Annotated in this window: 10 protein-coding genes, 4 tRNA genes, 1 rRNA gene and 3 pseudogenes; 3 read left to right on the top strand and 15 right to left on the bottom strand. The window is 47.4% G+C overall.

All coding sequences use genetic code 11. The annotated features are described in order from the left end of the window. The first annotated feature begins 15 nt into the window (after positions 1 to 15). Positions 16 to 900: an SDR family oxidoreductase gene (locus tag AC2TDN_RS18760; protein WP_482067690.1), complete on the top strand. Its 885-nt coding sequence runs from the start codon at positions 16 to 18 to the stop codon at positions 898 to 900. A gap of 75 nt (positions 901 to 975) precedes the next feature. Here the strand turns inward: AC2TDN_RS18760 and AC2TDN_RS18755 are convergent. The 9 genes and pseudogenes from AC2TDN_RS18755 to AC2TDN_RS18715 all read right to left on the bottom strand — a co-directional run. After that, positions 976 to 1,119 (bottom strand): annotated as a pseudogene (locus AC2TDN_RS18755) (NAD(P)-dependent oxidoreductase); the annotation flags it as partial. 33 nt (positions 1,120 to 1,152) lie between these two features. Further along, a complete protein-coding gene (speD, locus tag AC2TDN_RS18750) occupies positions 1,153 to 1,962 on the bottom strand; it encodes an adenosylmethionine decarboxylase (protein WP_482067691.1) in 810 nt (269 codons plus the stop codon). 134 nt (positions 1,963 to 2,096) lie between these two features. Further along, complete coding sequence (locus AC2TDN_RS18745) at positions 2,097 to 2,375, bottom strand: hypothetical protein (protein ID WP_482067692.1); 279 nt, start codon at positions 2,373 to 2,375, stop codon at positions 2,097 to 2,099. A 272-nt stretch (positions 2,376 to 2,647) separates the two neighbouring features. After that, positions 2,648 to 2,827 (bottom strand): annotated as a pseudogene (locus tag AC2TDN_RS18740) (EAL domain-containing protein); the annotation flags it as partial. Between the two features lie 33 nt (positions 2,828 to 2,860). Further along, the gene (locus AC2TDN_RS18735) at positions 2,861 to 5,446 is read right to left on the bottom strand and encodes a metallophosphoesterase (RefSeq protein ID WP_484689702.1); all 2,586 of its coding nucleotides are present in this window, start codon (positions 5,444 to 5,446) and stop codon (positions 2,861 to 2,863) included. A gap of 5 nt (positions 5,447 to 5,451) precedes the next feature. Next, positions 5,452 to 6,717, bottom strand: coding sequence for a class I SAM-dependent methyltransferase (locus AC2TDN_RS18730; RefSeq protein WP_484689701.1), 1,266 nt, complete (start codon positions 6,715 to 6,717; stop codon positions 5,452 to 5,454). 13 nt (positions 6,718 to 6,730) lie between these two features. Then, on the bottom strand, positions 6,731 to 7,531 hold the full coding sequence (locus tag AC2TDN_RS18725; protein WP_484689699.1) for a nucleotidyltransferase domain-containing protein: 801 nt from the start codon (positions 7,529 to 7,531) through the stop codon (positions 6,731 to 6,733). A gap of 257 nt (positions 7,532 to 7,788) precedes the next feature. Next, positions 7,789 to 8,998, bottom strand: a pseudogene (locus tag AC2TDN_RS18720) (RtcB family protein). Between the two features lie 304 nt (positions 8,999 to 9,302). Next, positions 9,303 to 10,307, bottom strand: a complete 1,005-nt coding sequence (locus AC2TDN_RS18715; protein ID WP_484689697.1) for a Gfo/Idh/MocA family protein — start codon at positions 10,305 to 10,307, stop codon at positions 9,303 to 9,305. A gap of 196 nt (positions 10,308 to 10,503) precedes the next feature. Here AC2TDN_RS18715 and AC2TDN_RS18710 point away from each other — a divergent pair, with 196 nt between their 5' ends. Together AC2TDN_RS18710 and AC2TDN_RS18705 are read left to right on the top strand one after the other, a co-directional pair. Then, a complete protein-coding gene (locus AC2TDN_RS18710; protein ID WP_482067698.1) occupies positions 10,504 to 10,899 on the top strand; it encodes a GntR family transcriptional regulator in 396 nt (131 codons plus the stop codon). A 10-nt stretch (positions 10,900 to 10,909) separates the two neighbouring features. Beyond that, a complete protein-coding gene (locus tag AC2TDN_RS18705) occupies positions 10,910 to 12,292 on the top strand; it encodes a DUF5808 domain-containing protein (protein ID WP_484689695.1) in 1,383 nt (460 codons plus the stop codon). An 11-nt stretch (positions 12,293 to 12,303) separates the two neighbouring features. On the opposite strand, the gene AC2TDN_RS18700 is transcribed toward AC2TDN_RS18705, so the two are convergent. The 6 genes from AC2TDN_RS18700 to AC2TDN_RS18675 form a co-directional block, all read right to left on the bottom strand. Then, positions 12,304 to 12,897 (bottom strand): P-loop nucleotide/nucleoside kinase family protein, encoded by a 594-nt coding sequence (locus AC2TDN_RS18700; RefSeq protein ID WP_484689694.1) that lies wholly within the window; start codon positions 12,895 to 12,897, stop codon positions 12,304 to 12,306. A gap of 81 nt (positions 12,898 to 12,978) precedes the next feature. Continuing rightward, positions 12,979 to 13,053: transfer RNA gene (locus AC2TDN_RS18695), tRNA-Gly, on the bottom strand. Positions 13,054 to 13,060: 7 nt separating this feature from the next. Next, positions 13,061 to 13,135, bottom strand: a tRNA-Gln gene (locus tag AC2TDN_RS18690). Positions 13,136 to 13,165: 30 nt separating this feature from the next. Then, positions 13,166 to 13,242, bottom strand: a tRNA-Asp gene (locus AC2TDN_RS18685). A gap of 40 nt (positions 13,243 to 13,282) precedes the next feature. Next, positions 13,283 to 13,359: transfer RNA gene (locus tag AC2TDN_RS18680), tRNA-Met, on the bottom strand. 119 nt (positions 13,360 to 13,478) lie between these two features. Beyond that, positions 13,479 to 13,591, bottom strand: a 23S ribosomal RNA gene (locus AC2TDN_RS18675); the annotation flags it as partial.

Raw genomic sequence — 13,591 nt, 5'->3', positions numbered from 1 at the left:
AATGGAGAGATTCGGATGAAACCATTGCATGGGAAAATAGCAGTCGTTGCGGGGGCCACACGCGGAGCTGGCCGCGGTATCGCAGCAAGTCTTGGAGAAGCAGGGGCGACGGTATATTGCACAGGAAGAAGTATTCGCGGCCTTGCCTCTGACCTGAACAGGGCGGAAACCATCGAAGAAACAGCTGAGCTTGTCACAGCACGCGGCGGTGTAGGCATTCCGGTCAAGGTTGATCATACGGTAGAAGCGGAAGTACAAGCGTTATTCGAACGAATCAACATGGAGCAAAACGGCCAGCTTGATGTGCTTGTCAATAACATTTGGGGCGGAGAGCAGTTAACGGAATGGAAAAAGCCATTTTGGGAGCATTCGCTCAGCAAGGGGCTGTTAATGCAGGAGCGCGCGGTGAAGGCGCATCTTATTACGAGTCATTACGGAGCTCCACTGATGGTAAAGAGGAGGAAGGGTCTCATCATTGAAGTAACCGATGGGATCGATTACCGCTATCGCGGAAGTTTATTTTATAGTTTAGCGAAAATATCGCCGATCCATCTTGCCACAGCTATGGCAGCCGATCTGAAGCCGTTTGAGGTTTCCGCTGTTGCGGTAACGCCCGGTTTTCTTCGCTCGGAGGAGATGCTCGACCATTTTGGCGTGACGGAGGACAACTGGTTTGATGCAGTTCAAGGCGGCAAGCCAGATGCCGAGCATTTCAGCCAATCGGAAACGCCTTATTTCGTCGGCCGCGGAATTGCTGCGCTTGCAGCAAGCAGTGGCCTCTTAGAGAGATCAGGACAAGTATTCCCAAGCTGGCAGCTGTCCGATGAGTTCAACATCGCGGATGTTGACGGCAGACAGCCGCACTGGGGAAATTACGCGAAGCAGCACGGCTTCCTGTAACGGTACTTATCCAAATGCCCTGCTCCGCCAAATTGACCGAGAGCGCGCGCGTAAACGAGACGATGGCAAAAGGACACGTCCGATGCCGCTGTCTCCTCCGGTAATAATAGCAGTCTTGCCCTTTAGCTTCCCTGCTGCCTTATAAGAGTCAGAGATCGGAAGCGGGTTCATTTCAGCTTCGATGCCTGGCTGGCGATTTTGATGCTGGGGCGGGTTAATTGGTTTTTGGAATGCGGAATTGGCATATTAAAATCAGCTCCTTATGTTTTTCCCATAAAAGATTTCGTCCATCTCCGTCTTCAGTCTACTCGTTATTTCCTCTTGCTCTTTCGTTGACAGCGAGTCCTTCGTGTAGCCGAACAAATAATTGTTCAAATCAAATTGTTTCAGCTTGCACTTGGTATGAAACACATTCTCTTGATAAATATTAACGTCGATCATGTCATACAAAAGGCATTCTTCCTTCGGTATGTAATTTTGAATCGAATTAATGTCATGATCAATAAACAGCTTGTGGCCGTTAATGTCTCGCGTGAAGCCGCGCACACGGTAATCAAGCGTCATAATGTCGGTATCAAAAGAATGAATTAAGTAATTCAACGCTTTCAGAGGCGAAATCTCGCCGCAGGTAGACACGTCGATGTCAGCCCGAAAGGTGCTGATTCCTTCATTCGGATGATACTCCGGATACGTATGAACCGTTATATGGCTTTTATCCAAATGCATAACAACTGAATCAGGCAACGGGCCGGGAGATTCCTCAAACGATTCATTTGGCCCTCCAACGATAGGACCTTCCGATACGAGCAAGGTCACGCTGGCGCCTTGCGGCTCATAGTCCTGCTTGGCAATGTTAAGCACATGCGCGCCAATAATTTCTGATACGGTGTTTAAAATTTTCGTCAGCCTATCCGAATTGTATTGCTCGTCAATATAGGCAATATAAGCTTCGCGTTCTTCTCTCGTACGCGTATAGCACACATCATACATATTAAAGCTAAGCGACTTCGTTAAGTTATTGAAGCCGTGCAATTGAATTCGCTGTTCCGGCGTTAGCTTCAAAGCGCACATCCCCTTTCTCCATAACTATTATTTCCTTTTACCCAAAGAGCAATCCGACAAAACCGCAATATGAAATAAAAAAAGCATTTCACATTCGGTTTTAGCCGATTGCAAAATGTTTTTTATACCCAGCCTTATTCAGAAACAGGCTTTACGCCCTTGATCTCCAGACCAAACGCCAGTGCCCGCTTCAGCGAATCCTCTGTAAATTTTGATTTCGGATATTTCTTCTCCACTTCCTCTTTCGTAAGCGGAATCCATCTGAAATCCTTGTTTTGGTAAACGTACTTCTTCATGCCCCAATCGACATGAATCGTTCTGCTGGCTACCTTCGTTACTTTGCCGATCTCCGTCACCAAGTTCGAGGAACCAAATGTTTTGACGCAAAATTTGTTTACGATATCTATGTTCATGCTCTACTCCTCCGATCCTTATCCGCTAACAACGTATTTCATTATTAATTAAGCTTTTTCAATTCCTTTATTCGGAGTATAGGGTCGCCCACGTATACTTGAGTTTGGGGCAAAATGCCGTCGCGCTACCTAATGGCTAGCAAATTAAGCGCATTGACTAGCTCTTCATGCTCCGTCTCTTTCATTTGAAATTGCACGCCATATTCATAAATATCATTGTCCAGTTCATTGTACCAGACTATAAACCCATATAGCACGTACATTTGATTCGTAATTGGAGGCAAGCCCATGCCCTGCCATCGTTTGCTTTGCAAGCATGCTTCGCGCAGCACCCATTCCCCTATCGGGACGATAAGTCCTGTCTCTTCTGCGATCGGAATAAATTCCGCCGGGGACACCAGCCATCAATCCGGATGATTCCACCGCAGCAGCGCCTCAACGCCAACAATCTCCATCGTTAGAGCCAAAAAAATTCGCTTGAATCGTTACAAGCGTGGATCGATTTCCTTCTCTTTAGCAACCTCAAACAATAGATTCGCAGCAGCAGCTTTATACGCTGCGTTGTCCGGCGCAATTTCGGCAAAAGGAATCGCCAGCATATTCTGTCCGAGCCGGTGCTCATTTAAAGAGGTACGAAGCTTCAGATGAATACTCTTCTGTCTAATGAGCTTGTTGTACTTATGCGGGAAGCGATAATCATAGCCATAAATAATCGACATATAGTTCGCATTGCGTACCTTCATATAAGGAACGGTATGCGGCTCTGCGTATTCAGGCTTAATAACGACTCCCTCCATATGATTATCCACCGTAAGGGTTAAGAAATACTGCTCCGCTTGCTCATTGCAGTCTTCTGCTGATAGATTGAGCGTAAGGAACACGTCGTCAGAGAGGAAGCTATACATCTCCGATGTCTTCCAATCCGGCAGTGTTTCCCTGCCATCCTCATATATGATTTTGAGCAGCGAAAACGGTTTGTATTCCAGTTCGCCAGCCTCAGCATACAGCTCGAGCTGCTTTTTGTACGTGCCGTAGGCATTCACATGATCGGCAAGAGGCATATGCTTCTCCAAAATCGAATGCACATACTTGTAGCTTTGGTAGACGCTCAGACCATATTTTTCATTAAGCGCCCCTTTGGACAGATGGAATTGATCCTTCTCAAAGCCGCTTTCCTTGTATTCAAGCGCAAGCTTATCGAATGCTGCCTCGAACCCATTCGCCTCAAGGAAGGCAAGCTCAGACTCAAGCGCCTTTTCAATCGGTTTAAACTGCTTTTCAATGAGGCCTTCTCCAAGCGCCTGCCAAGGCAGCAATTCACCGTCGAGAAGAAGCATTGCAATGCCGTTTTCCTTCATGTAGCTTCCTAGTCTTTGCTGTAGTCTCTCATATACGGACGTTAGATCAATCTTATTGATCTTATAACCATTGCGGCTAACCGCAAAACATTGCTCCAGCTCCGCATGCAAATAAACATTACATCTTGATCCCATATATTTCGGCTGGAGCACAACCTCTTTTACACCATGCCCTGCAAAATAGTCCAGCCCTTTCTTCAGCGACTCAAGCTCCTGCGCAGCTTCATCCTTATCCGCTGGCGCCATCGTCCCAGAAATAAAGTTAACCTTATTGCCCGAGCAGTACTGCAGTCTGCGTGCTTCATCATCACCTAGCTCCTGCAGCGACACCTTGCGCTCTTCCTTGAACAGCGTGTGCAGCTCATCAGTCATAATCGCTTGCTCTGATTTTTGCGATTTAAACATCGGCTTCGCCGAAAGTATGACCGAGGTAAGCGCATTGCCGTGCACCGCACCGGAATCCAGATGAATTTTATTTTTGATTCGGAAAGCGTTTTTGGCTGCGATATGTCCAAATACATGATAAGGCTGATTAAAAGCCGCTTCCCGCTTCAAGAACATAAGCTGCTCTTCAAGCGGCGCTGAGCGGTCAATTCGGAAGTTCCGCTGATGCCTAACCGAGTTCGGGTCTAGCTTGCCCAAATATTTATTCGCGCATGGCGCGTGCGTGACATAGAACGACGTTCCTCTTTTGCCTACCATCCGATAGAATGGCTTCGATAGCGACACCAGATGATTAAACCGCTGAAGCAGCTCTGCATCATGACGAAGCACCTCAGTTGAATCAAAGTACGCATGCAGCAGCTCCTCTTCAACCCCGTTAATCTCACCGCGCATATATTTAGAAACGAAGTTCTCATGGTTGCCTAACACGAACAAAAAATGATCCTGATTCCTATACAGAAAATTTATTATTTCCTTCGTACGGCCGCCCTTGTCGATCCAATCCCCAACAAGCAGCACCTTCGTTCCTTTCACCTTCTCCGTTTCTATCAACTGGTCGCCTTCCACTTGAAAGCCATGGCCAACGAGCAAACCTCTCAGCTCATCCACGCATTCGTGAACGTCGCCTACTATAATCGTCTTCTGATCAAGCGGCAAAATAGCATCCAAATAGTCGTCTGCATCCTCAATAATGACCTTATAATCCGCATTTGCTATTCCAGCAGAAGGTGAATAAAAGTCCTTAGCGCGAACCTTATGGATTTTGGAGTAGCGCTCCCTCGCTAATGACCCCAGCACCTCTTTGCGTAGCCGGTTGATATGACTCGTAATGAGCTTCTTCGAGCGCTCCGATGCGTAATAATCATCCCGCTTCCGGTAATCGAACAGCACAACCTCAAGATTGTAGTTGTTTTCATTTGCAATATCCTTCACCTTCGCCCGGAAATCCTCAGCCAAGCCGGTTGTGTCCACGACAACAAATTCCGCATTTATAGGATAAGATGTGACCAGTCGCAGCTTCTCGAACAGGAGGCGAAAAGCTTGATCGCTCGATTCCAGCATCACTTGGTCATATTTATCATATTCAAAGCCCAGCAGCTCCTGCCGAATGCTATCGGAGGAAATATACTGCACATTGGCGTTTACTCCCTTGGCTTCATCACTAAACCGCAGCTGCGGAATAAGAACCTCGTTCGCAAACGTCGTTTTCCCGCATTCCGTCGAGCCGATCAGCATAAATATCGTATGAACTTTTGTTCTAATCTCCATTTCCGCTATTCCCTCCTTTTCCTCAAAATAGCTCCCTGCGTCGTCTGAATGCCATTCACGCCATCGCCGATTGCTACAAATTTCGTTTCAACGTTTTGATCACCCAATGTTGCTAGCAGCCATTCTTGAAACTCTGCTCTCCCAAGCTCCCATTTATGGTCATCATGACGGAAATCGTCCAGCTCATAATACGCGTTGAATTCCGCATTGGGAGTGGTCAGCACAAAATGATCAAAATCGATCTGCCCGCATATTTGCCGTATAAGCGCACTAGCCTCGTCCAGACTCATATGCTCAATAACCTCTGTCAAAACAACATCCACCTGCTCGCCGTTATACTGCTCAATAAAGTGATCAATGGAAGGAAACGTTGCGATGTTTTCCAGCTCCTTCGCAGCCGCCTTTCTTTGTACCACCTCTAGCAATGGCTCGCTTATATCAATCGCATAATAGCTGGCTTCGATCTTGGACGCAAACGGGATCGCATAATAGCCCTCTCCACAGCCTACGTCCACTATCGATTTATCGAATGGAAGCACGCTTCTGATATAGCTTCTTCGCTGCTGCGCCGTACCGCCAAAGGCCAATTGGATCGAATAACGCTCCGTCTTCTCAAGCTCCTCCTTGTATTTTTTGAAGCGGTCTCTAGATGCCAGAAAGTTGCGGGCAAATAAGCTTCGGAGATAGAACGGTGCATCTATAATTTGAATGCTCTTCACATATTTGATCAAAATATCATCGGAAATATCAATATATTCATCGCTGAACATCGACAGAAACAAGCAAAGCACACTTACGACATGCATAAGCTCATAAAGTGATTTCTGCGTCTTGATCGTCAGCGAATAGCTTTTATGCGCTAGATGTACCGCTTCAAACGAGTAATCCGCAAGATGCTTTTCAAAAAAATGAATATACCGCAGAAGCTCAATATGGATCATATTGATATGGAAGACATGCTCATATTGCTCCGTATCCCGTGTGTCCTGAGCTTTGAGCGGAGCAGCAAAAAATTCGTTTATCGCTCCTAGCACAAACAACGGCGTATTATACCGGGATACATTGAGATACTCAAATTGATCCTGTCTATGCTGTTTATAAGAAACCTCGTTGTCTGCATCCTTGAAATAAACGTTAAATGTCCCTTCATCCGTATACCAGCCATACGCCATCCCTTTGCGAACGGCGCGCAGCAGCATGCCGGAATGCGGATTCTTTTTGATAACGAACGAAAAGCTCGGGTTCGTTGATTTCACTTGCAAAATTGCCATCTTTACCTTCCCCTCACCTATAAACTACACCTTTACCCCAAACCTCATTTAAAGCGCTGCGGAACAGGTCATCAAGCTGCTCATCCCACGCTTCCTTCCCATCCCCAAACACCATGGCCGTTCTTTCGAAATAGGCAATGCGATCCTCCAAATAATCATTGATCGGATGAAGCCTAGGCTCCAAGTCAAGCTCCTCCCCCGCCTTCTTCCGCCGCAGCAATTGCTCAATCGCTGCACTGAGCTCGCTTCTTGCCGGTATAAACACTTCAACTAATTGATCAAACTCTATCGGTGGCATCGTTTGGTAGGTTTCAATCCATTCGCATGCTAGAATCGGCCGCAGCACATAAAAGTATTTTTTTATTTTCACTTGCTCGCCTTGCAGATACTCCCGATAGTTCCCCTTCGCCATATTGAGATAATGATACATACATGATTTAGGCGAAAAAGCTAACGGTGAAATGCTGCGAATTTGCTCTGCCACCGTGTATTTCGTGTAATAAGGCATTGGCGATTGCAGCCATTCCAGCAGAGGTGGATTCGATTTGCGAAACAGATTTAGCGCCTTGCGCAAATCCCAGCCGTTAATATCGAGTAAATGGCTGATAGGGCGCTCAATGACATCCCGCTTATTGAAGATCGATAAATACCATTCCACTGGCCTGACGTAGAGGAACCGAACATCATAATCGCTATCCTTTGACGGAAACCCCCACGCCCTGCTTCCCGATTCGCAGGCATACAGAATGCGCACCTGCTCTTCGCGCTCGATTCGGTCCAGCTCCTCGAAAATATCAGCTCGTATATTAGTCATTCTAAATGCTCCCTTCTTTAGCTTGAACATAAAAAAGACCATGGACATAATCGTCCATGGTCAGTCATGATGAATAGCTGGCGATGCGGCTAACGTGAAGCCCGCACACGCCTCCCTTCAACTTCCGTACAATGGGTCCGATGAGAAGCAATATTCACTTTTGGAGTGGAAATAGTTAATCCGTTTACTCCCATTTAATGGCTGATTTTCTAGTTGATTGTTAACCATTCTCCTCGGACCCCCTCAATACCTTTTTGTTAAACTCCTTTTACTGCAGCAAGCGGCTTGCACTTCGCAACAACCTGCGCAAGCCCCGCGCCTACGACGCTCTCAATAATTTGATCAACATCCTTGTATGCCTGCGGCGATTCATCGACCAGCGATTCCATAGAGCGCTGATTCACAACAATTTCATCATCTGTCCCTACGCGCATCGCAGCGACTACCTCTTCTACGGATACCAGCTGCTTCGTCGCGTTGCGTGAGCGTATGCGCCCAGCACCATGACAGATGGAATAATGATTTGCTTTCCCTTCCGGGCTGCCGACCATCATATACGAAGCGGTTCCCATCGAGCCGGGAATAAGTGCGGGATGCCCTGTACTGCGGTACGGCTCTGGATTGTCCGGATGTCCCGCCGGGAGCGCTCTTGTCGCACCTTTGCGATGAACGAAGTACGCTTGCTCATCCTGCTCTTCCTCCCACGCATAGTTATGCATGAGATCATACAACGTCCTTAGCTCGAATTTGGAGCCAAATACATCCTTGCCCGCCTCGCGGACTGCATAAGCGATCAAATGACGGTTCACGACCGCATAGTTGAGCGCGGAGTACATGAGATTCACATAGGTTTGCCCAAGCGGATGGGAAAGCGGAGCGTAAAGCAGCTTAGGATCAGCGGTGCCGATTCCTTCATGACGCATCATTTTGGCGATATCGGTGCTGCAGTATTGACTGACCGCGCCGCCCCAGGCACGCGAGCCGGAATGGATCATAATGACGACCTGACCGTCGAGAATCGGGAATATATTTTTTCGGCAAGCCGTGCAGCCCTTTCTTCACCACATTCTCAAGTCTAATATCCGAGAAATAGCCTCTTGCATGCTCCTCCACCGGCAAAAACTTCTCAATCGCTCTCACCAGCTTTCGGCGCAGCTTTACCTCCTTCAAATCGTCCTTATGGAGATTCGTAAGCTGTACGCGCATCCCGCAGCCAATGTCGCTGCCTACGATCGAGGGTGATACGAAGCCGTCGCTTGTGTTCCACACCGCAGTTGTCCCGATGCAAGTGCCTACACCGACATGAACGTCAGGTGTATAGCTCATATAAACTTGATTCGGAATTTGCAAATTGTTGTTCGCCATTTCAAACACTTTATAATCTAAGGACGCGAATAACTCCGGTCCTGCATAAACATGCACCTGCCCCGAGGGCAGCTGAACTTTTTGATAATAGGTTTCTTTCATGGTTGTTAAAACTCCTTACATTCAAATGAACACAAAAAAGCCATGGACCTCAACATGTCCATGGCTTTACTTGCGCCTTTGTTTCCTAAACCTTGCTTGCCGTTACAGGTGCAAATTTTAGAAAACAGTCACAGGGCCCGCAGAGGCCGGTGAAATGGACTTGCTATTTGAAGCTGCGTTAAATGCTAAATTTTGTTCGTGCATGTTCATCGGCCTCCCTTCATTTGATTTACATCATAATACGCCCGTCACCCAGCATCTGTTAACCTTTTTAGAATTTTTCCAATAAAACTTGTCGTTTTCCTTATTTGGATGCCGCTGCATCCGCCGGGTATACAAGTCCGATTTGCTTACGCGCCTCATCCATAATTTCCATCGTCACTAGCGAGTTTTCAAAAGTATTTACAGAAGACTCCGTACGTCCTGCTTTTATGAGCTCAATAAATTCCTTCGCCTCATAGTACATCGATTTGCTGTTTATCGGCTGTGAAATGTCTTCTGCCGATCCACTGCGGTACTGGATCTCAATCTTCGCTGGCTCGCTGATTTTATCGATAACGATGCTTCCGCTTTCCCCTTGGATTTCGGATGGCAGCGAGGAGTGGGTAATTTTCGAATACATAATGACCGCATCCATGCTTGCATATTGCAGCACGATACTGCCTTCGCCGTCAACACCGGATTCGAGCATAACGCCCGTTGCTTTAATCGCGTCCGGCTTGCCGAACAATGCTGCAAGCGGATAGATGCAGTAAATGCCAAGATCCATTAGCGCTCCATTGGAGAATACCGGATTAAAGGCGTTAAGCACCGTACCGGCCTTGTAAGCATCGTATCTCGAGGAGTATTGGCAATAGTTTGCAAAATAGCGCCGTACATCTCCAAGCTTATGCAGATTGTCCTGCACCGCCTTGAAGCTCGGAAGCAGCGTCGACTTGAGCGCCTCCATCAGAAGTACGCCGTTTTCCTTGGCTGCGGCAATCATTTGACGCAGCTCATAGGCGTTTGAAGCGATTGGCTTCTCACAGAGCACATGTATCCCATGACTCATGCAAGCAATCGCTTGTCCGGCGTGGAACGAGTTAGGGCTCGCAATATAGATCGCATCGATCTGTCCGCTAGCCGCCATCTCCTCTATGTCCGTATAGGCAGCAGCAATGCCATGCTTCGCTGCGAAGGCTTCTGCCGTTTCTGATGAGCGCGAATAGACGGCCGAAAGCTTAAAACCTTCAACCTCTCTTGCCGCATCGATAAATTGCTCGGTAATCCAGTTCGTTCCGATAATGCCAAATCGTATGGTGGTCGTCATTAAGGTCTCTCCTTGCGGTCATTTATTAGATGAAAGCTTTAGGCTTTTAATCATTGGATAAGAAAATTCGCTTCTGCTTATTATAGCTATTTTAGGGTTTGCGTGTCCAAGATAAGCCGCTTAAATTTTTGACAACCCGGATGATATGTATTAGTATTTCTAATACAAATAATACTTTGTTAGATGGGGTGATCCGATGATTTTGAAGCTTGATTACAACAGCGAAATACCGATCTACGTCCAGCTCCGCAACCAAATCGTCATCGGCATTGGCGTAGGCGGGCTTGAGTATGGCGAGAAATTGCCAACCGTAAGGCAGCTCGCCGATGATTTAGGCGTTAATGCGATGACGGTGAACAAAGCTTATGCCATTTTGAAAAACGAGGGGTTCATATCCATTGATCGAAGACATGGCGCCAAAGTGTCCACGATATGGGGCAAGCAAGCCGACTTCATCCAGAAGCTTGAGCGTGAATTAAAGCTTGTCATTTCGGAGGCCAGCCTGAAGGGTGTAGGACGAGAGGAATTTATGCAAATTTGCTCCAACATCTTTACTGCCGCAGCCAGCAAACAACATCCCCTGCCAGAATAGGAGTGTTTTCATGAACAATCTTTTTTTGATCATTCCAGCCGCAATCGTTTATATCCTCATTATGGTGATGTTTCTGAAGCAAGCACAACCAAGCAACCATATTTTATTCGGCGTGACACTTCCTTCAGATGCTCTTGAGGATGCCGCGATCAAGCAGCTGCAGTCCGAATACAAAAAAGCGTACGCCATATACGGGATCATCGTGTTGATTACCTTTGCGCCATTCTTCCTGATAGGCGAATACTTCTCATTAGCCCTCAGCTATATGTTTCTTTGGTTTGCCGCTTTTCTTTATTCATCAAAGCTTCCCTTTAACAAAACCCATCATAAAGCCGCAGCCCTCAAACGCGAAAAGCAATGGTTTGTCGGAGAAAAACGGATTATCCGCATCGATACCAAAGTATCGCTTTTGAAAAAATCAACGCTTGCTTCTCCTTATTGGTTCTTGATTCCCGCTCTCTTATCCGTCGTCCCCATTATTTTGTCCTTTATTAAATCAGATCCGCTCTTAAAATTGACCGGGTTCGCATCACTTGCGATGACCGTTATTTTATACGCCATATACGCTGCTTTCGGCAATATGAAAACAAAAGAGTATAGCGAAAATCAGGATATTAATGCCGCTATCAACAGCGCAGCAAGACGCTATTGGTCCATTCTATGGCCTAGCCTCGCTATTTTTGAGAGCATCAACGCCTTTGTCGCTTATACAATTTTGACGCAAGGCAGCTTCCTTAGCTTTACCCAATGGATCATTGGAATCATCATGGTGTCGCTGGTTCCCCTCGGCATCATATTTTTCGTACATAATAAGGTGCGTGCTTTAGAGGTGAATCTGGCGGAGACCGATGGCGAGGCTATTCTAAGCGATGATGATGCCTATTGGATCAACGGCTTCACCTATTTTAACCCGGATGATAAAGCGGTCATGGTGCCAAAACGCATCGGCATCGGGACGACTGTCAACATGGCCACCCGTGGCGGAAAATGGATTCAATACGGCGGGATCGTTCTTGCTCTTGTTATCATCATTCCGCTCGCCGCGTTTGCCGTGCAGTCCGACCATACGTCCCCAGCGCTTACGATTGAAGAGAGCGGCAACGTTTCGATTGAATACCCGTTGTACAATTACAGCTTCGATATGAGCGCTGTGAAGGGGCTGACGCTTGAGAACGAGCTCCCTAGCGGCTTCCGTACAAATGGCACGGCAACGGCCGAATATGCCAGAGGCAGCTTCTCATTAGAGAAGCTTGGCGCAGCCAAGCTATATGTATTCAAAAACTCACCGCCGTACATTTTCGTCCAGCTGGACGATCTATACGTTATTTTTAATGAGAAGGACGCCGCTAAGACTCAAGCGCTCTACGATGAGCTCGCTGCTCGCAAGCCTTAACCATCAGCAGGCTAGCAGGAGCCATCGTATACGAACCGCTCCAGCTCTGCCAGCGATTGCTCATCTAGTCCATTTGAGTTGTCAAAATAAAGAACGGAAGACGCTGGAAGATTCCATTTCAGCTCTCTTCTAACTAATGAACGGCTAAACTCATTCCAGTTGTCCAACTTGTACTGGTCCAAAGCTGAGCCTCTCTGAACGATTCGATCGAAATGGAGCTTATCATCCCGCAGATAAACGAAAACAACCTTCACATCAACATCTAATAACGAGGCCCCTATTGCAGCGAGCTCCTGCTCGATCCAATTCGGGGTTTCTGTTTCCTTCGTAAAGGGTCCAATAACAAATATATCCCCGTCATTAGCGATGTTCTCTAGCGCAGCATCCATCGTAATCCGGTAGCCTAAATTTCGGCAAAGCGTTTTGTAGGCGATGGAGTCCCGGTCGCTCGGATCAAGACCAGCTTGCGTCATGAGTGCTACTGCAGCCGGCCGCAACACCGTATCCATATCGAGAATGGCCACGCCTCTCCTCTTCGCTACTGCCTTCGCGAGCGTCGTCTTGCCTGCTCCAGCTCCTCCTACAAAAAATACTAATTTACGCATGGCAACCTCCCTCATCAACCGTATTCTCTTATACATAACAAAAAAACACCTCGCAGCGCAAGGTGTTTTGGATGTGTTAATTGGAGCGGAAGACGGGAATCGAACCCGCGACCCTCGCCTTGGCAAGGCGATGCTCTACCGCTGAGCCACTTCCGCAAATGAATGGCTGGGGATTCAGGGATCGAACCTGAGAATGACGGAGTCAAAGTCCGTTGCCTTACCGCTTGGCTAATCCCCAACATCTATTTTTCGTGCTTTTTAGTTAAAATGGCGGAGCTGACGGGATTCGAACCCGCGGTCTCCTGCGTGACAGGCAGGCATGTTGGGCCACTACACCACAGCTCCATATGTAAGCTCGGATAAATCCGAAGGTGAAACCTTGGTTTGGTTGCGGGGGCAGGATTTGAACCTGCGGCCTTCGGGTTATGAGCCCGACGAGCTACCGGGCTGCTCCACCCCGCGTCAATTTAAGCATATACTCAGAACAAACTTGCGCCCTGAAAACTGGATACGAAAGATTAGGTTTGCTGAAAACCTTTTTAACTGTTGTCTGCCGGATGTATGGGTCCATGCAAACCTTTTAGGATAAGCCCTCGACCGATTAGTATTCGTCAGCTACACACATTGCTGTGCTTCCACCCCGAACCTATCAACCTCGTCGTCTTCAAGGGGTCTTACATACTGGGAAATCTCA

The sequence above is a fragment of the Paenibacillus sp. Y660 genome, from assembly GCF_057221575.1.
Note: the sequence above shows the minus strand (reverse complement) of the source record. Positions and strands in the feature narration are given on the sequence as shown.

Bases quoted from the DNA above. Each gene is read 5' to 3' on its own strand.
- AC2TDN_RS18725 (WP_484689699.1), bottom strand. From the start codon at position 7,531: ATGACTAATATACGAGCTGATATTTTCGAGGAGCTGGACCGAATCGAG.
- AC2TDN_RS18705 (WP_484689695.1), top strand. From the start codon at position 10,910: ATGAACAATCTTTTTTTGATCATTCCAGCCGCAATCGTTTATATCCTC.
- AC2TDN_RS18760 (WP_482067690.1), top strand. From the start codon at position 16: ATGAAACCATTGCATGGGAAAATAGCAGTCGTTGCGGGGGCCACACGC.
- AC2TDN_RS18735 (WP_484689702.1), bottom strand. From the start codon at position 5,446: ATGGAGATTAGAACAAAAGTTCATACGATATTTATGCTGATCGGCTCG.
- AC2TDN_RS18710 (WP_482067698.1), top strand. From the start codon at position 10,504: ATGATTTTGAAGCTTGATTACAACAGCGAAATACCGATCTACGTCCAG.
- AC2TDN_RS18730 (WP_484689701.1), bottom strand. From the start codon at position 6,717: ATGGCAATTTTGCAAGTGAAATCAACGAACCCGAGCTTTTCGTTCGTT.
- AC2TDN_RS18745 (WP_482067692.1), bottom strand. From the start codon at position 2,375: ATGAACATAGATATCGTAAACAAATTTTGCGTCAAAACATTTGGTTCC.
- AC2TDN_RS18715 (WP_484689697.1), bottom strand. From the start codon at position 10,307: ATGACGACCACCATACGATTTGGCATTATCGGAACGAACTGGATTACC.
- AC2TDN_RS18700 (WP_484689694.1), bottom strand. From the start codon at position 12,897: ATGCGTAAATTAGTATTTTTTGTAGGAGGAGCTGGAGCAGGCAAGACG.